The 18,846-nt window shown below is 48.8% G+C and carries 15 protein-coding genes; 5 read left to right on the forward strand and 10 right to left on the reverse strand.

Going from position 1 to position 18,846, the window contains the following annotated elements; genetic code table 11:
• Positions 1 to 213: 213 nt before the first annotated feature.
• The 4 genes from V6C93_RS18455 to V6C93_RS18470 all read left to right on the forward strand — a co-directional run bounded on the left by V6C93_RS18455 (position 214) and on the right by V6C93_RS18470 (position 6,092).
• Positions 214 to 1,407, forward strand: a complete 1,194-nt coding sequence (locus V6C93_RS18455) for a formylglycine-generating enzyme family protein (protein WP_333478133.1) — start codon at positions 214 to 216, stop codon at positions 1,405 to 1,407.
• 211 nt (positions 1,408 to 1,618) lie between these two features.
• Positions 1,619 to 2,803, forward strand: coding sequence for a cysteine desulfurase family protein (locus V6C93_RS18460; protein ID WP_333478134.1), 1,185 nt, complete (start codon positions 1,619 to 1,621; stop codon positions 2,801 to 2,803).
• Positions 2,804 to 3,283: 480 nt separating this feature from the next.
• Positions 3,284 to 5,350, forward strand: coding sequence for an Rne/Rng family ribonuclease (locus tag V6C93_RS18465; RefSeq protein WP_333478135.1), 2,067 nt, complete (start codon positions 3,284 to 3,286; stop codon positions 5,348 to 5,350).
• Positions 5,351 to 5,441: 91 nt separating this feature from the next.
• A complete protein-coding gene (locus V6C93_RS18470; RefSeq protein ID WP_333478136.1) occupies positions 5,442 to 6,092 on the forward strand; it encodes a ribonuclease HII in 651 nt (216 codons plus the stop codon).
• Positions 6,093 to 6,264: 172 nt separating this feature from the next.
• Here V6C93_RS18470 and V6C93_RS18475 read toward each other — a convergent pair whose 3' ends face one another.
• A complete protein-coding gene (locus tag V6C93_RS18475; protein WP_333478137.1) occupies positions 6,265 to 6,846 on the reverse strand; it encodes a DUF1997 domain-containing protein in 582 nt (193 codons plus the stop codon).
• Between the two features lie 301 nt (positions 6,847 to 7,147).
• Here V6C93_RS18475 and pheA point away from each other — a divergent pair, with 301 nt between their 5' ends.
• The gene (gene pheA / locus V6C93_RS18480; RefSeq protein ID WP_333478138.1) at positions 7,148 to 8,011 is read left to right on the forward strand and encodes a prephenate dehydratase; all 864 of its coding nucleotides are present in this window, start codon (positions 7,148 to 7,150) and stop codon (positions 8,009 to 8,011) included.
• Positions 8,012 to 8,116: 105 nt separating this feature from the next.
• Here pheA and V6C93_RS18485 read toward each other — a convergent pair whose 3' ends face one another.
• The 9 genes from V6C93_RS18485 to V6C93_RS18525 all read right to left on the reverse strand — a co-directional run bounded on the left by V6C93_RS18485 (position 8,117) and on the right by V6C93_RS18525 (position 18,048).
• The gene (locus tag V6C93_RS18485) at positions 8,117 to 8,758 is read right to left on the reverse strand and encodes an LON peptidase substrate-binding domain-containing protein (protein WP_333478139.1); all 642 of its coding nucleotides are present in this window, start codon (positions 8,756 to 8,758) and stop codon (positions 8,117 to 8,119) included.
• Between the two features lie 173 nt (positions 8,759 to 8,931).
• A complete protein-coding gene (rpsJ, locus tag V6C93_RS18490; RefSeq protein WP_015185938.1) occupies positions 8,932 to 9,249 on the reverse strand; it encodes a 30S ribosomal protein S10 in 318 nt (105 codons plus the stop codon).
• A 243-nt stretch (positions 9,250 to 9,492) separates the two neighbouring features.
• The gene (tuf, locus tag V6C93_RS18495; protein WP_333478140.1) at positions 9,493 to 10,722 is read right to left on the reverse strand and encodes an elongation factor Tu; all 1,230 of its coding nucleotides are present in this window, start codon (positions 10,720 to 10,722) and stop codon (positions 9,493 to 9,495) included.
• A 25-nt stretch (positions 10,723 to 10,747) separates the two neighbouring features.
• On the reverse strand, positions 10,748 to 12,823 hold the full coding sequence (fusA, locus tag V6C93_RS18500) for an elongation factor G (RefSeq protein ID WP_333478141.1): 2,076 nt from the start codon (positions 12,821 to 12,823) through the stop codon (positions 10,748 to 10,750).
• A 162-nt stretch (positions 12,824 to 12,985) separates the two neighbouring features.
• Positions 12,986 to 13,456, reverse strand: coding sequence for a 30S ribosomal protein S7 (gene rpsG / locus V6C93_RS18505; RefSeq protein WP_333478142.1), 471 nt, complete (start codon positions 13,454 to 13,456; stop codon positions 12,986 to 12,988).
• A 285-nt stretch (positions 13,457 to 13,741) separates the two neighbouring features.
• Positions 13,742 to 14,119: a 30S ribosomal protein S12 gene (gene rpsL / locus V6C93_RS18510; protein WP_333478143.1), complete on the reverse strand. Its 378-nt coding sequence runs from the start codon at positions 14,117 to 14,119 to the stop codon at positions 13,742 to 13,744.
• Between the two features lie 238 nt (positions 14,120 to 14,357).
• Positions 14,358 to 14,705, reverse strand: a complete 348-nt coding sequence (locus V6C93_RS18515; RefSeq protein ID WP_333478144.1) for an iron-sulfur cluster assembly accessory protein — start codon at positions 14,703 to 14,705, stop codon at positions 14,358 to 14,360.
• Between the two features lie 250 nt (positions 14,706 to 14,955).
• Complete coding sequence (locus tag V6C93_RS18520) at positions 14,956 to 15,384, reverse strand: phosphomannose isomerase type II C-terminal cupin domain (RefSeq protein ID WP_333478145.1); 429 nt, start codon at positions 15,382 to 15,384, stop codon at positions 14,956 to 14,958.
• 453 nt (positions 15,385 to 15,837) lie between these two features.
• A complete protein-coding gene (locus tag V6C93_RS18525) occupies positions 15,838 to 18,048 on the reverse strand; it encodes a phosphodiester glycosidase family protein (protein ID WP_333478146.1) in 2,211 nt (736 codons plus the stop codon).
• Between the last annotated feature and the right edge of the window lie 798 nt (positions 18,049 to 18,846).

Genomic DNA, 18,846 nt, shown 5'->3' on the forward strand with positions numbered 1-18,846 from the left:
GCTAGGCGATCGCTTTTCCCCTAGATATTCAGAAAAGCTCAAAGGAAGTCAAGCTGTGCGATTGCCTTCTCCTTACGGAGATGCTACGCGAACGGCAGCAGCGAAGCTGATCGCGCCTGTAATTTTCATAGCTGTAAGCTATCTGAGGCTTAGCTTATCCTAGAGGTTCAACAGATAGAATCAACGGGTATCAGGAACTAACCCGCATCAACCATGAGTCAAAGCGAAGCATCTGCTAAGTCGCCTTCAGGAGAAGCTGACAATCATCCGCCTCAACCAAGAACTGATGATGCTGTTTTGGGAGGTACTGCACCATCTCCAGTAGGCTGTGTTGTACTAGGTGGCTTGGAAGGAGTCAAGAGGCGCTTGGCTGCGGCTGCGAGCGAGCAACGGGTAGCTGCCCTGAAGGAAGCACTCCAGTATGGCGAAGCTGGCTTGGAGTTGGTGATGCTGGGGTTGGAGGACGACTCGCGGCAAGTGCGGTATGCTGCCTTTTCCTTACTGGCAGCCCAAGACTCGCCAAGGGTAAAACAGAGGCTAAGAAATTATTTACCTTGGTTTGAATTTGAGGTAGTAACCGTAGACGCATGGGGACGAGAAAGCAACCGTTACCGGAACCAAGCTCAATATTTTTCTGAAGACGTGGGGAACGGGGTATTTTTGGACATCGTATCGATTCCCGGCGGCACCTTCCTCATGGGTTCGCCGGATACCGAAAAGGGGCGAAATTCCAGAGAAAGCCCACAGCACTCGGTAACAGTAAAACCCTTCTACCTGGGCAAGTTTCCCGTCACTCAAAAACAGTGGAAAGCCGTAGCTGCCTTACCCCAAGTCATGCGTCACTTGGATTTTGACCCATCTGACTTCAAAGGCGATAATCTGCCTGTGGAGCAAGTATCCTGGGATGAAGCCGTCGAATTCTGCCAAAGGCTGTCAAAGAAAACCGGACGCAGCTATCGGCTACCTAGCGAAGCCGAATGGGAATATGCCTGTCGTGCCGGAACCACGACGCCCTTCCAATTTGGCGAGACAATTACCTCTGATTTGGCTAATTACAACGGAAACTTCATCTACGGTTCTGAGCCAAAGGGAATCTTCCAACAGGAAACCACGCCAGTAGGCAGTTTTCAAGTCGCCAATGCCTTTGGTTTATATGATATGCATGGAAATGTCTGGGAATGGTGCGCTGACTATTGCCTTGAAAATTACAAGGGTGCACCTTCAGATGAGAGAGCTTGGAGTGAGAATCATCAGTATTATCATGTACTATCGCTGCGGGGTGGTTCGTGGTTCAACACTCCTGGTGGCTGCCGTTCTGCGTATCGCGTCAGCTTCGATACGGGCAAAAGGCGCAAGCGCAATAATATCGGTTTTCGTGTTGGCTGTGTTGCGGCGAAGACTCTTTAATTCTTTATCTTTTTTCCCTTTTTCTTTTCCTTCCCCCTACGAGGTTTATCGTCCAGAAAAACCTTGGGTCGCTCGATGATCGAATAGTATTAGTGTTCTATCCATCCCAATATGCCTTGTCCGATCAATTCACGCTCTGGAAGCAAGAAAATGAACTATATCAGGTTCTGAGTATACTCAAGAATCTCGGTCAACTCATCCGCCGATCGCCATGTCTCATCGCCCCATTTACCTCGACTGCCACGCAACCACGCCCCTCGATGAACGGGTGTTAGAGGCGATGTTGCCCTACTTCAAACAACATTTTGGCAATCCAGCTAGCAGCAGCCATATTTACGGCTGGGAGGCAGAAGCGGCAGTTCAACGCGCCAGATCTATCCTGGCAGATGCCATCCACGCCACGCCGGAAGAAATTGTCTTTACCAGTGGTGCCACAGAGGCGAATAATTTAGCGATTAAGGGTGTTGCTGAAGCTTATTTCAGCAATGGGCGTCACATTATTACGGTAAAAACCGAGCATAACGCCGTTCTTGACCCCTGCCATTACCTCCAATCTTTGGGGTTTGAGGTAACATTCCTGCCTGTGCAGCCGGATGGATTAATTGATTTAACCGAGTTAGGAAAGGCGATTCGTCCCGATACGATTCTGGTGTCGGTGATGGCGGCGAATAACGAAATTGGGGTATTACAGCCGTTGGCGGAAATTGGAGCAATTTGTCGTCAGCATCAGGTACTTTTTCATACGGATGCGGCTCAAGCGATCGGGAAAATAGCTTTAGATGTCGAGGCGATGAAAATTGACCTGATGTCCCTAACAGCCCATAAGGTTTATGGCCCGAAGGGAATCGGGGCATTATACGTCAGACGCCGTAACCCTAGAGTTCGGTTATCCCCCCAAATTCATGGCGGTGGACACGAACGGGGGATGCGATCTGGTACGCTAGCTACGCCTCAAATTGCGGGGTTTGCTAAGGCGGTAGAACTAGGGCTGGGTGAACTGGAAACGGAGTCAAGACGCCTGACTCAGTTACGCGATCGCTTATGGCAACCATTGAGTCAACTGGAGGGAATTCATCTTAACGGCCATCCAACTCAACGACTATCAGGAAATCTGAACATTAGTGTAGAGAATGTTGATGGTTCAGCACTGCTCTTGGGATTACAGCCTGTAGTAGCTGTTTCTTCGGGTGCGGCTTGCTCCTCAGTCAAAACAGCTCCCTCTCACGTACTCATGGCATTGGGGCATTCTGAAGCACTGGCTTATGCCTCGGTACGATTTGGCATAGGACGCTGTAATACAGAGGCTGAAATGGATTGTGTGGCTCAACATGCGATCGCCACGATTCAGTCTCTGCGCCAATCTCAAGCTGCCACTTTCCGTAAGGCTGTTAAATGAAGTAAAGTGATGATTAAGGGTCAAGCCAAGTTTCGCCAGCGTGGGGCGAAGGGCGCGAATCAGAGAGAGCGCGGCTACTAACTCAAATTAAAGTGGCATCTGAAGAACAGCGCGGTATAATACACCATCATAGGAACAGTTGCTGAGAAAAGTTCCAGCGGGTTTTACCTCTGTAAACTAGCAGTCGATGCTGAATGCAACTGGTTCGCTCTTCTAGACTTTCTGCTCACGCCTTACAAAGTCCAATGTTTACCCTTTGTGGAAGGGTATGGCGTTGGATACCCACTCTCATAGGAAAAGTTGCCCAACAGGAGTGTCGAGTTATATTCCGTTACTCCTCGGTTCAAAAGCTCTGTTTTTTCTAGATGAAGCTAGAGGTTTCGTATACGCAGTTATTAACACAGTTATCTTAGGTAGCCGAAGCCAGAGGGGCAGAAAGCCTCATTACCTAAGCTTGCTGCCAATTTTTGAGGAAATTGAATGCCAAAGCAAATTATTATTGCAGAGCAACACCGTCTTGCTGCTGTTTTTTGGGAAGATCAAATTCAAGAACTCGTGGTTGCAACCGGCAACCACCAAGTGAGTGACATTTACCTCGGTGTTGTAGAAAATGTATTGCCAGGGATAGATGCGGCTTTTGTCAATATTGGTGACCCAGAGCGGAATGGCTTTATTCATGTCACTGATTTGGGCCCCTTACGCCTGAAACGCAGTGCGGGTGCGATTACTGAACTGCTGACCCCCCAACAAAAAGTCTTGGTACAGGTAATGAAGGAGCCGACGGGTAATAAAGGCCCTCGGCTGACCGGCAATGTCAGTTTACCAGGCCGTTATCTGGTGCTGATGCCTTACGGACGGGGCGTCAATTTGTCGCGGCGGATTAAGAACGATAGCGAACGTAACCGCCTGAGAGCACTCGCCGTGCTGATCAAACCAGCTGGCATGGGACTGTTGGTACGAACTGAAGCCGAGGGAAGAGCCGAAGAAGCCATCATTGAGGATTTGGAGGCGCTCCAAAAACAATGGGAAGCCATCCAACAAGAGGCAAATTCGACGAGGGCACCTGCCTTGTTGAACCGCGATGATGATTTTATTCAGCGTGTTCTCCGGGATATGTACACGGCGGATGTGAATCGCATCGTGGTTGATTCTCACACCGGAGTGAAGCGGGTCAAACAGCATTTGCTGAGCTGGAGTGGAGGTAGACCCCCAGAAGGAGTCTTAATTGATCATCACCGCGATCGCATCCCCATTCTGGATTACTTCCGGGTGAATGCAGCGATTCGCGAAGCGCTGAAACCGAGAGTTGATTTGCCTTCAGGAGGCTACATCATTATCGAACCGACGGAAGCCTTAACGGTGATTGATGTTAACTCTGGCTCCTTTACGCGATCGGCAACCGCACGGGAAACAGTCCTGTGGACGAACTGTGAAGCTGCAACAGAAATCGCTCGTCAACTGCGCCTGCGTAACCTGGCGGGTGTAATCATCGTTGACTTCATTGACATGGACTCAAGGCGTGACCAGTTGCAGGTACTGGAACACTTTAACAAAGCCTTGCGATCGGACAAAGCTAGACCCCAGATTGCCCAGCTTTCAGAACTCGGCTTAGTCGAGCTCACCCGCAAGCGTCAGGGTCAAAATATTTATGAGTTATTTGGTCAAATTTGCCCTCACTGTGGAGGATTGGGGCATCTAGTCCGTCTTCCTGGTGAGACTGAACGCCCAGCCAAGGAAAGCCTGGAGCCGGCTGTCGCGACTGTCATCCGAGAACGAGAACCCCGGACGCCAGAAATCCCTGAACCCTTAGATATCTCTCCTGTCGATGACGCCGACGACCTAGACTTTGTGAATCATCCAAGCTATCAGGAGCGAGGACTGCCCAATAATCCCAACAATCGCCGCCGTCGTCGCCGCCGTCTCGATGAACCAGTGGCAAAGGAAGAACCCCTGACTAAGGTAAGTCCTCGTCCAACGCCTATCCTCTCCGGAAAGTCGGAAGCGGTGGCAGAAAGTGAGCTGTTAGAGGTAGGAGTAGGAGTAGGAGTAGGAGAACGCGCTGGAAAACCCCAGCTGATCAAGACTTCTAAAGAAATAGAGCCGCCGGAAGTTATTGCTGTCGAGATGACCCCAGAAGAACAAGATGTTTATGCTTTGATGGGAATTTCTCCATTGGTGCGGTTAAACCGAGAGGTCAGAAATCCTAAGTCGGTAGTTCTCTCAGTGGTTCTTCCTGGAGATTCAGACGACACAGACGAGGAAAACGAGGCAGCAGCAGAATCGTCTTCCGAGCCATCTAGCTTTGCTCTGGCGTCCGATGATGCGGAAAACTTAGATTATCCGATGACGACGTCTGCGGTGGCACCTGCTATCGATCAAGCGGAGACTTCGGAACAGGTGATGGTGACTTCATCAGCGGAAACTTCTGCTCCCGAAATACCAACTGATCGGGCTACTAACGATGAATCAGACAGCAGCCGTCCTATAGTCCGCCGCCGTCGCCGTCGCTCTTCGGCTGCGGACGGCGAGGATTCAACGGCTAGTTAAACTTAGGTTCATCCGAGGCCAAGCTTTCTTGGAGATGAGAGGGAGCAAGAAGCCTGTCGCAAGGGGGAAGAAAGACATCACTGAGGCCGTCATGTATCCAAAGTCTCAGGGGCAACTTAATGTTTGTGAGTTACCTGATATAGCTGGCGAACCCAGATTAGTTGCTGGTGTAGATGAGGTGGGGCGGGGTGCTTTATTTGGACCGGTAGTGGCGGCAGCCGTGATTTTACCTGTATTTGCCCTGCCGCAACTTGCCCTTGCCGGTGTCAAAGATAGCAAGCAGCTATCTCCTGTTCGACGTTTAAAGCTGTCTAAGGAGATTCAAGAATTAGCCCTCGATTGGAGAATCGGCTATGCTACGGCACAGGAAATCGACCAAATCAACATCTTGCAGGCGTCCCTGCTAGCCATGAAGCGGGCGGTTCTCAAGCTGAAGGTGCAGCCCGATATTTGTCTGGTTGATGGTAAGCAGCCTCTTCCCAACTTGCCGCTGCCACAACAAACCATGATTAAGGGCGATGAGCGATCGCTAGAAATTGCAGCTGCTAGTGTTGTGGCTAAAGTATGGCGTGATGACCTTGTGATTCGTTTAGCTATCAAGTATCCCAACTATGATTTGGTGACGAATAAAGGTTATGGGACAGAGCGACATCGATTAGCGCTGCAACAATATGGCCCTTCACGCTTGCACCGAATGTCTTTTAGTCCCTGCCGAGTAGATGGGTTGAAGGTTGAAGGTTAACAGGTTGCAGGTTGCTCAGGTGATCACGCTAGTGCAAGAGGGCAGAAGACAGGAGGCTCCAAGGCAGAAGGTAAGAAAGCTTGTACAGTAAGCTTTTTAACCTTTTTGAACTGGTGGGTTATTTTCGCTGCGCTGTACTAGCAGGTTAGGAAGTTTCCTCAACATTCAACATTCAACCCTTTGCAATGAAAGCTTCTGTTGGTTGAGGATGAATCAGAGTTTGTGTGTCTTGGTTTGCCCATTGACGATAATCTAACAGCAGCTGATACATCAATTTCTGCTTAATCCGGACTAAAACGCTTTTGAGCAAACTATTCCCAGTCGTTTCTAAAATGGGCTTAGGTGTGAGGGAAAAAGGAAGCGGAATATCAACGCTGACTTTTAAATCCGCTCTTCCTTTGAGCTTGGTAATGCCGTTGCTTTGAACTAGATAGAGTTTTCCCTTTAAGTCCAGAGCAAACCGTTGATTAATGTAATCAAGCCCTCGAATTTCACAACCTACAGAGGTGAGATGAACAGTACCGTCAGCGTCTGCCCATACTTTCAGAACGACGGTTGGCTGAAAGGTTAAGGACAGAAAATTTAACGGACGTAGTTGCAGTTGATATTGCTCCTGGCTGATTGCCTTGATCAGGTTCGGGTCAGCGATCGCATAAACTAGGCGTTGAGGCTGACGCAAATAGTGCTGAATAGGCGCAGGTTCTTCCGGTACAGCAATTTCCACGGATTGGGATGCAACAAACTGGCTGTTCATAGGGCAGAAAGCAATAAGCTTGTAGGCTAATTTATTAATCTTACTTTACAAAGTTTAACTCTTTGAAAGACCTTTTTTATCTCCCTAAGCTTGTATCATCGATTAAACATAGTAGTCCCATAGATAGTGATGAATCTTCATCATAAAACTTCATTTAACAACGCTCCATCTTCCCTAAGAAAGCGATGTGAGGCTCATTTATAGGTCTACAAGCTTATTCCAGGTGAGAGATGGGGAGGTTGACGGCGTATTGCCCAGACCAGTACAAAGAAGTGTTTGCTCAGTTTGAGATTGTTTCTATATGTCAATATCCATTGCCTACCTGGGACCTCCAGGCACTTATACAGAAGCAGCGACCTTAGCTTACGCTCGCGATCTTCCAAGCGAAACGGGTAGTCAACCGCTGCTATGTCCATGCCCCAGCATTGCTCAAACTATACGTTCAGTAGCTCAGGAGCAAGCTCATCTTGCTGTTATCCCGGTGGAAAATTCCATTGAGGGCAGTGTTGCGGTAACGCTGGATACTCTATGGCAATTGGATACGCTGCAAATTCAACAGGCTATAGTTTTACCGATTCGACATGCACTGTTATCACAAGCTTTGTCTCTAGAACCCATCAAAACGGTTTATTCACATCCACATGCTCTGGCACAGTGTCAGAAGTGGCTGGAGAATTGTCTACCCAATGCGCAGTTAGTGCCGACGAGATCGACAACAGAGGCGCTACAGTATCTAGACCAGGATCATACAGCGGCGGTGATCACGTCTCAGCGAGCAGCACAGCTTTACAATCTGCCAGTACTGGCGTCTGCCATTAATGATTACCCCGATAACTCCACCCGGTTCTGGGTGTTGGGAAAGCAACCCTCCACGGGGGGTAGCCATACTTCATTGGCTTTTAGCTTACCCGCTAATAAACCTGGAGCGCTTGTAACGCCTCTTCAAGTGTTTGCGGCACGAGGGATTAACATGAGCAGAATTGAGTCTCGCCCTACTAAGCGATCGCTAGGTGAGTACCTTTTCTTCATTGATCTAGAAGCAAATGCTCAAGAGGCATTTGTGCAAGCCGCCCTGTCGGAATTAGCCTCTCATACAGAAATTCTCAAAATCTTTGGCAGTTATAGGGTTTTAGCCATTGAGTCTCCAGACGTGGGTCAGGAGTGATAGAAACTACCCCTTAAACATACAAGAGACGCGATTAATTGCGCCTCTTTAATAATTTTTGAAATTTTATGTTGTGAGTGGTTATTATACCCAAGATTATGTGTCTTATTTCAGGGCATCTTTGAGAGCTGTACGTGCTGCCAAATGATTGCGAGTTGAGGTCAAAATTTCTGATTCACGCTCTAGACGCCTTGCGGTATCTTGCATTTCTAAAAGTGTCTGCTGTTCTGATGCTACTCCATAAAGATTGCTGGCAACCCAGTAAGACAACTCTATTGGTAGATCAGGTAAATCGTCAGGTAACTCAATTCTCTGGTCGGTCAGCTTGGAAGAAAGACGCACAACATCTCGCAGCAGCTGCTCAACCTCTCTCGCCATTGATCTCAGGTCTTTTTCTGGAGGCTTATCCTCAATCCATTCCACGAGTCCTACCCGATAAGGCTTCTCGCGGATGTACTCCAAAACCCGAAATCGCTGTTGCCCTAAGGTCAATATTTTCATCCGGTCGTCAGGCAGACGCTGAAAGTGGATAATTTCAGCACAGCAGCCAACGGCAGCAGGTTGACCTTGGACGGGGTCCCACATCAACACCCCAAATCGGCGATCGCTATCCAGAATCGTGTTCATCATGATTCGGTAGCGGAACTCAAAGATGTGTAGAGGGAGAGGACGCCCAGGAAAGAGAACCACTTCTGGCAGTGGGAACAAGGGGAGTTCTCTAACAGCAATTGATGAGGAGGATGCCATTGTGCCTTGGTAAAAAGGGTAACTGCGCTTCTTTACCTACTTTAACGGATGTCATTGGTCATTGGTCATTGGTCATTGGTCATCAGTCCTTGGTCAACTGATGACTGACTCCGGTGAACTGACTCGCACAATGGCAGGCTAAGAACTAATGACTCATGACTAATGACTCATGACTAGAGCTTGACTTCAATATCAACGCCAGCCGGTAAATCCAGCTTCATCAGGGCATCAATGGTTTTCGAGGAAGGTTGATAAATGTCAATAATCCGGCGATGGGTACGTGTTTCAAAGTGCTCTCGCGAATCTTTATCAACGTGGGGCGATCGCAACACACAGTAGATCCGACGCCGCGTTGGTAAGGGGATAGGGCCAATCGCTGTGGCATTTGTCCGGTTAGCTGTATCTACAATCTTCTCGCAAGATGTGTCTAGCAGTCGTCGATCAAAGGCTTTAAGACGAATCCGAATTTTTTGCTGCTGAATGGTTGCCATTTTTGAGTTGTCCAGGTTCTGAATGAAAAGGATTGAAAAGGCCTTGAAATGTTAAAAGCTTGAAAGTTATAGAACGTTAAAAGCGGAAGGTTTTCACTGACGCTACGGCTTCTGCTGCGCATCACAACCCTCTAATCTTCTAACCTTCTCTGTGGTCCCTTAACCCTCTGCTTAGCCAAGAACAGAGGAAGAAGGAGCAGAAAAGCATAAGCTTCTCTGCCCCTACCTTAAGCCAGAATTGTTCTACTTAAGGATTTTTGAAACGACACCCGCACCAATAGTACGACCGCCTTCGCGGATAGCAAAGCGCATACCTTGTTCAATGGCGATGGGGTTAATCAGTTCTACCGTCATTTTGATGCGATCTCCCGGCATCACCATCTCGGCTGTAGTACCGTCGTCAGCCGTAAATGCGCTGATGGTTCCCGTTACATCTGTCGTGCGGACATAGAACTGAGGACGATATCCAGGGAAGAAAGGAGTGTGACGACCACCTTCTTCCTTCTTCAGGACGTACACCTCAGACTCGAATTGGGTATGAGGGGTAATTGAACCCGGCTTGGCGATAACCATGCCCCGTTCAATATCTTTTTTCTCAATCCCTCGGAGCAGAATCCCGGCGTTATCTCCAGCTAGACCCTCATCGAGGCTCTTTTTGAACATTTCAATGCCCGTGACTGTTGTCTCGCGAGTATCTTTAATTCCAACCAAGACAACTTTATCGCCGATTTTGACCTTGCCCCGCTCAATCCGACCCGTGGCTACCGTACCACGACCTGTAATGGTGAAGACATCTTCTACTGCCATCAGGAAAGGCTTATCAATATCCCGCTCTGGTGTGGGAATGTAAGCGTCCACCTCATCCATCAACGCATAGATTTTATCAACCCACTCATTTGTTCCCCGCTGGGTTTTCGGATTAGCGGTCATGACTTCTAAAGCCTGTAAAGCCGAACCCGCAACGATGGGGATGTTGTCACCATCGAACTCATAACTACTGAGGAGTTCGCGAACTTCGAGTTCTACCAGTTCCAGCAGTTCCGCATCGTCCACCATGTCTTGCTTGTTCAAGAAGACAACCAGACTAGGAACCCCTACCTGCTTGGCAAGCAGGATATGTTCCCGCGTCTGAGGCATCGGACCATCAGCCGCTGATACCACGAGGATTGCTCCATCCATTTGAGCAGCACCCGTGATCATGTTCTTCACATAGTCAGCGTGCCCCGGACAATCGACGTGAGCATAGTGCCGATTCTCGGTTTCGTACTCTACGTGGGCGGTATTGATCGTAATCCCCCGCGCCTTTTCCTCTGGTGCCGCATCAATTTCATCGTACTTTCTTGCTTGCGCTTGACCCAATGCTGCCAAGGTCATTGTGATTGCAGCTGTCAGCGTTGTTTTGCCGTGGTCTACGTGACCGATTGTACCGATGTTGACGTGGGGTTTATTCCTTTCAAACTTTGCGCGTGCCATGAATTACGTGTTCCTTTTCTCCTATTTATGCGTTCCCTTTGCTCTTCGCGATAATGGCTTCAGCCACATTGCGAGGCACCTCTTCATAGTGGCTAAACTCCATCGAGAAGATACCTCGACCCTGGGTCTTAGAGCGGATATCCGTAGCATAGCCAAACATCTCTGCTAATGGAACTTTAGCAGTAACTTTAGCAACACCGCTTTCAGAGCCCATGCCTTCAATTTGACCACGGCGAGAGTTGAGGTCACCCATGACATCTCCAAGGAAGTCTTCAGGAACTTCAACCTCTACTTTCATCATAGGCTCTAACAGTACCGGCGAAGCTTTCATCACGCCGTCCTTAATTGCCATTGACCCAGCAATCTTAAAAGCCATTTCCGAAGAGTCTACCTCGTGGAATGACCCATCGACTAGAGTTGCTTTCAAGTCAATGACCGGATATCCAGCCAAAATCCCGGATTCACAGGCTTCTTTCATCCCTTGCTCAGCGGGTGAAACGTACTCTTTCGGTATGGAACCACCCACAATCTTGGAGACAAATTCAAAACCAGTACCCGGATCTCCTGGCTGCAATTCGATAACGACGTGACCGTACTGACCTTTACCGCCACTTTGGCGAATAAACTTACCTTCCGTCTTAATGGCTCTGCGAATTGTTTCCCGGTAAGCCACCTGCGGCGCACCGACATTCGCTTCTACCTTGAACTCTCGCAGCATTCGGTCTACCAGAATTTCCAGGTGCAGTTCACCCATCCCCGCAATCACGGTTTGGTTTGTTTCTGGGTCAACGTGAACACGGAAAGTTGGGTCTTCTTCGGATAGAGATTGGAGCGCTTTGGAGAGCTTCTCCATATCTTGCTTAGTTTTCGGCTCTACTGCTACGGAAATGACAGGTTCTGGAATGAATAGAGATTCCAATACGATTGGCGAGTCTTCATTACAGATGGTGTCGCCTGTAAAGGTATTCTTCAGACCAATCGCCGCTCCCAAGTCGCCCGCTCGCAACTCATCCACTTCAATCCGGTCATTCGCCTTAAGCACGATCAAGCGGGAGATGCGCTCCTTCTGATCTTTGGTGGAGTTAAGGATGTAGCTACCCTTCTTGAGTATTCCCGAGTACACCCGCAGGAAGGTTAAGCGACCAAAGGGGTCTGCCATAATCTTGAAAGCAAGGGCTGACAGGGGAGCTGAATCATCAGCGGCTCGCTCCGCCATAGTTCCGTCTGGCAGGGTTCCCTGAATTGCCGCAATATCAACGGGAGCTGGTAAGTAATCGACTACTGCGTCTAGCAGCAGCTGAACTCCTTTGTTCTTGAACGCGGAACCGCAAAGTACGGGAACGATTGTTCCGGCGATTGTGCCTTTGCGAAGAGCGCCACGAATTTCTTCTTCAGTGAGTTCTTCACCTTCCAAATACTTCTCGATTAGCACTTCATCCGTTTCGGCAACCGACTCAATTAACTTAGCCCGGTATTCCTCTGCTTGATCTTTAACTTCATCGGGGATTTCCGTATCTTGAATATCCGTTCCGATGTCGTTGGCGTAAATCTTGGCTCGCATCCGAACCAAGTCAACAATTCCCCTCAATTCGGTTTCGCTACCAATGGGGATTTGGATCGCAACAGCATTGGCTCGCAAGCGATCGCGCAGTTGGCTGTATACCTTAAAGAAATTAGCTCCAGTTCGGTCCATCTTGTTGATGAACGCGATTCTCGGTACCTTGTATCGGTCTGCCTGCCGCCATACAGTCTCAGATTGAGGCTGCACACCTCCCACTGAGCAGAATACGGCAATCACACCGTCTAATACCCGCATCGAACGTTCAACTTCGATTGTGAAGTCAACGTGACCCGGTGTATCAATAATATTAATCCGATGATCGTTCCAGCTCGTGCTGATGGCTGCGGCAGTGATGGTGATTCCCCGCTCCCGCTCTTGCTCCATCCAGTCCGTTACGGCGGTTCCTTCATGGACTTCTCCGATCTTGTGAACCATTCCTGAATAAAACAGGATTCGTTCGGTTGTTGTTGTCTTGCCCGCATCTATGTGGGCTGCAATCCCGATATTGCGTACTCTCTCAAGCGGGATGGTACGTGCCACAGCTACCTCCTTCCTCTCTGCCGCAAGTCTTTAACACGTTGCTATCTGTTTACAATTCTATACTTTGATTAAATTTTTAGTGAGTTGCGGACGTGAGTCGGCTACAAACCTACCCTTTATGCTGTAGCTCAGGCGTCAATAGCCTGTTGCCACACTCAGCAATTAGTACCGATAGTGGGCGAAAGCTTTATTGGCCTCTGCCATCCTATGAGTTTCTTCACGCTTGCGAATAGCATTTCCGGTTCCGTTAGCCGCATCCATCAGTTCATTGGCCAGCTTGCTAGCCATTGAACGACCCCCTCTTTCCCGAGAAAAGCGGATTAGCCAGCGCAGTGCCAGCGTCGTTCCCCGATCCGAGCGAACTTCCATCGGCACCTGATAGGTTGCCCCACCCACCCGGCGAGCTTTCACTTCAACCAACGGTGTGACATTTTTCACAGCGCTTTCAAATGTATCTAGAGGATCGTTCCCCGTCCGTTCCTCAATCATTTTCATGGCGTCGTAGATAATTCGATTGGCAATTGATTTCTTGCCATGACGCATAATCCGCCGCACCATCATACTGATCAAGCGATTATTGTAGACCGGGTCAGGAGGGATAGGACGCTTTTTGATAACCCCGCGACGAGACATAAGTAAGCCCTTAAAAAATAATAACGACAGTTGAAGAAGTACAAAGTAGACAGAATGATACCCGGAATATGTTGTAAAACTCTCACTTTTTAAGGTTTCTCAGCTCTAGTCGTAAGTTTTTGACAGGCTGAATATTCCCTACTTTTGCCAAGGGTGTACCTCTGTCAAGCACTCCTATGGCAGGAAAAAAAGCTCTCCCTACTCAGGATAGCTGAAACCTGTTATGAGGTTGGAGGACGTTCAAACTAATTTTTGCGAGTTGCTCCGGGGAGACAAGTCCTTATCTTACTTAGCTTTAGGGCGCTTGGTTCCGTATTTGGAACGCCCTTGACGCCGATCCTTAACACCTGCGGTATCTAGCGTCCCTCGAATAATGTGATATCGCACTCCAGGCAAATCCTTAACACGGCCTCCCCGAATCATCACAACCGAGTGTTCTTGTAGGTTGTGACCGATCCCTGGGATATAAGCCGTCACTTCAAAACCAGAGGTTAGACGCACTCTTGCCACTTTCCGCAGGGCTGAGTTCGGTTTCTTAGGAGTTGTTGTGTATACTCTCGTACAGACACCACGACGCTGCGGACATTGTTTCAGCGCAGGCGACTTAGTTTTCTTGTTAGCTTTGGCGCGTTCGCTCCGAATGAGCTGCTGGATAGTGGGCATGAGTTAAGGCGTGTACAGCTCCCTTGAGAGTTCTAATGATTGACAAATTCTAACTATATCTAACTTTGAGGAGGAATGTCAATTTTTAAGGACAGCACGGCAAGCAAGGGAAGACAGCGCTCCCTTCCTTATTCCCGAAGTGAGGATAAAGACTTGCCGAGAATTCCCCTTGCTCCTCAACTCAAGCTTAGGAATCCAACCTCTTCCAAGGAGGAGAGGCATCTATAGCTTTGGAGGACTACGTTGATGTAGCTACTTCTGGAGCGACTCGAAAGGAGTTACCACAGCCACAGTTTTCTACAGCGTTTGGATTATGAAAACGAAACCCGCCTCCCATCAGATCTTCGGAGTAATCCAGTGTTAGCTCACTGATGTAGTTGAGGCTTTGTTCATCGACCACGACCGAAATAGTGCCACACTCATAGACGCGATCGCCAGTCTTGGGTGCTTCACCAAAGTCAATGGTGTAGTAGAAATCAGCACATCCCCCTGGTTGAACACCCAGACGTATTCGTGCTTCTGGTTTCTGACGCCTCAACTGTAAACGTTTAATCTCACCAACAGCAGCTTTACTCAGATTAATCATCAGGTAACACCTAAAGGGCAGGTCAGGGTTTAGCTTTTAGGTAGACATACTATCACGTAAAAAGAGAGGAAATTGAGTCCTCTCTTTATTACAGCTACCCTTTAAAATCTACAATTCCCCAACTATCAGTGGAGCTGAGTTCGGATGTCAGCTTTGGGTTGACAACCCTGCTTCAACAGCAGCTGATGGATAATAAACACAACAAAAGAGGCTCTTGGTTACACATCAGCCATCCACCCTTTCAATTTACCTATTTCTCTTGAGGCTTGCTTCGGGCATAGTCATCCTCAAACCGCATAATGTCGTCTTCCCCAAGATATTCCCCATTCTGAACCTCAATTAACACTAGAGGAATAACACCTGGATTTTCTAGTCGGTGCATATTGCCTTGGGGAACATAGGTGGACTGATTTTGGTGAATTACTAATTCTTCGTTTCCACAAATGACTTTTGCCGTGCCGCTGACGACGATCCAATGTTCGCTTCGATGGTAATGCATTTGCAAACTGAGGCGATGACCAGGCTTCACTTCAATTCGCTTAATTTTGTATCCTCGCCCTTCTTCCAGAACCGTGAATGAACCCCAAGGTCTCAGTTCTGTCGCGGCAACACGTTCAGTCGTTATTGAGGTGGGTAAGGGAAGTGCCGGGACTTGAGAGACTTCTTGCGACTGAATCATGGATTTTTCTCCTGAAAACGGCTACAAATTAGAGGGAAAACTTGTTTATCGGGTACTACTATTGCAAGATTGCGTGATTAGTTAAAATAGAGCAACCCAATCACAACCCAACATAGCAAATGCTCCCTAGTTCTTGTCATCCGTAACTGGGTCATTTTGGATAATTTATATTAAGTCTTCACAATGGAAACAGGTGTCTTTAAATAACCTTAAAAAAACCTACAAGTTTAAACAAGGTCAAATTCTCTACCCTATGGCCTAATAAGGCGTTCACTTGGGTTCAGGTAGGTATATTTTTTATCTAGCCTTACTCTTGACCGTCTCTCCCTGACGTTTTACCGATGACACTTACCTGAGTCTAGCCCATTCGAGTATCAGCCTTTGCTCACTGGCTAACAAGGAGAGGAAGAGGGGAGAGATTTTTAAAGAGTGCCTTATGACTGTCCCAGGGCACTAGGGTAGGGGAGCCAAGAAAAGTCCCAAGGCATTGTGAACACGAGACGCTGTATAGGGAGATCGATCAAGGAGTTGGCCTCCTAGATAAAGTCCTGTCGAGCTGCCACCATCGAAATTGAGAGCATTGATCGCGCCCATCTGCTGCAATAACTGAGCCGTTTCCGCTAAGGACGGGCCACGCCCACCCACCCGGCTGTGAATGGCGGCAATCATCAAGGTTCCAGTGGTGGTAGTGGCGATCGCGCTCCGGATAGCCATCTGTTGACTAAAAGCATCACTAAATTGCTCGGCTTTAGCGTCCAAGACGATTTGTCGGTTTTGTACAAGCAGAGGGCCAGCGCCTAAGATTTGAGGATAACTCGCGAAGTCAGTCGGTGTAGTACTCTGCCCAAGGCGGACTTGTGTCCCAACGCCGAGGAAACTAGCAGCAGAGGTGCCATCACCCCGTAGAGTCAATAAGTAGCCATCGGTAGGAATCGGGAAGGCCGATTGACCCACTATACCTCCTGGCATCTGTCCTGTAACTTGGTTGTTTTGCACAAAAACAAGAATTTCATTATCCGTAAGCGGGGTATAGGTTGGCCCCCACTCCGGGGTATAACGGGAAATGCCGGCTTTGACGTAGCCGCTATTCAGAAAGAGTACTGGTAGACTCATTCCCGTTGAGGTTGCCAAAGTTTCTTGAAGGCTGAGACGACCAATTTTGAATTGACCCGTTTCGTTCCATGCGATCGCGCCCCGGTTGAGAATTGGCCCTGAAAACCAGCGACCATCGCGTCGAATCGCACCTAACGGTAATTGCTGCTTGCGATTGAAAAATCCCGCGTTAATAGCCGCTGCGGCCTGCCATAACTGAGCTGTTTGGATGAGGGGAGCCGTTCCGACCTGAGTCGCTGGATTACTCCAAATTGGTCGGAAGCTCATGCGGTTTACTCTTGGGTCAACTTCCAGCCACACCACGGGAAAGCGGGACTGACCTAAATTCACGTATTGCTGACGCCAGCGTATTCCCGGTGCCCACAGGATTTCTTTCTCTAGCAGAGCATCGGGTCGCAGATCGATCACTAACCGATTTGGGTTAGGGACGCTGAAAACTTGTATCCGCTTACCTTCTGGAATTTGGACTCGGATGGTGGTTTGGTTTTGAGCATTTTCGACTCGGAGAACTGGCAGATCGCTTTGAGGCTTAACAGGTACAGGGGCAACATCCTCAATCTCCTGCGGTGGCTGCGATGGCTGCGGTGGAGGAGCCTTAAAACGATCCATTAAGGCAGGGTCAGCGGATGCATCAAGGGTAATGACTCCTTCGGTGACGCGATCGCTAACTCGCCAAGGTGTTGGACGGTCTAAATCAATAATGATCCGTGACCCCCAAGCCTGAGGCCCTTGTTGAATATCCTTCAATCGGGCAGGTACCGAAGTAATCTGTAGCTTATCGCCCGCCACTTGTAGTCGCCAACCCGCCATTTTGGCAAAATCACTAATATCTAGATAGCGATAAGCACCTCCCAGTTGCGTGGCGAGCACAAGAGGTTTCCGGGTTGGATCGGAAAACCACTGTATCGGTTGTCGCGCAAAATCCCTGGTACTTAACAATTCCATACCCAAGTTTTGCATCAGACCCACATCGCTAATAGCTGTGCGAACTGATGCGCCCACTTGCCACTGCCTCCAGGCAGCCGTATAAATCTGACCATTTAAAGACACCTGAGTACCCTGTCGGGCCACCTTCGGTGAGACTTGTGATAAAAGTGGTACCGGACGGGAAGCGCTCGGCTTTTTCAGTGTACGCAGCGCATTAGCCTTCTCAGAAACAGAGGATACCTGGCTCAAAAGTGGCTTATCCCCAGAGGGCTTTGTGTTCTGCTGGGTTAGCACAGGCGAAACCTCAGACACAAAAGCTACCTGAGGAGGGGGTAGTGTTTCCTTGGTAAGCACCGGCGGTTGGTTCAGCCTCGTTTCACGCCTTTGCAAGAGTGGCGATTCAGGAGTTTCGACATTAGCACTGGCTAGAGCGAGGGATGATCCAACGAGAGATAGCACAAAAAGGACAATCGTTCGCCTGGAAATCGTTGCCCAAACGATGCGATCTTCCCTATCCTTCCGGTTCTCCAAGGGAGTACGCAGCCGCGCTGACGCTTGTTTTCCCTTGGCGTCGCCCCTTGGGCAATCGGCACGTCTCGTTTCTGGTCTTGCTCTTTTGCTCATCCACTAGCCTTTTTGACCGAGATTGTGGTCTGTAGAAGTCAATCTATTGAAGTGAAGTTTTGGGCAGCATATCAAGAAATAATGACTTTATGGCGCTCACCTTGCGAGGTTGAGCCTCATAATAGGGAGTAAGACCCCAACTGGGGTTTAACTTTAACTGCTCCAATTGAAAAATCGCTCACGCAACAGGAAAAATTAGCGTTCCTGTTGTCCTGTTATCTTTACTAATACAGGAGAGGACACTATAATTCCGGCACCGGGACGGCTAGTAACACCGCGTTAAAAAAATGTTTTATGGCTGTTGGCCCAATCGCGTTGAGTCGTCTTACAGAAAGCCTTAGGATTTTCTGTATTGAAAGATACAATGGCACGAGCTAAAAATCGGGGATTGCTAGAGGAGAGTATTTCCTAGTAAGATTTCTACTCTGTCGAGCAAGGCAGATGTAGGTGTCTTACAGAGGTTTCAAGAGTTTCTTTAAGCGCTAACTCCGCTACCCACACTTGTCATTAGCCAGGTGGGCTACACTCCTTAGACCATTGAAGCACCCAGACCGGCCTCATCGTCAAGCCTCTAACCTGAAAATAAGTTGAAGGTTGGAAGGTTATATTTCTTTGGAGAACCTGAAGGTAGGTTGAACGTTAGAGTTTTTCATTCCTACTCCTGTCGGGCGTTGCCCGCCCGCTGAAGCTCCCTCGTCGCTATCGCTTCGCTAACGCTAACGGACAACGCTAGCGCATTCGGAGCCGCTCCGCTAACGTGATCGTTGAGCTCGTTAGCTCATGATGCCTAAGATGCTT

It is taken from the genome of Allocoleopsis sp. (assembly GCF_036703385.1).
GTDB lineage: Bacteria > Cyanobacteriota > Cyanobacteriia > Cyanobacteriales > Coleofasciculaceae > Allocoleopsis.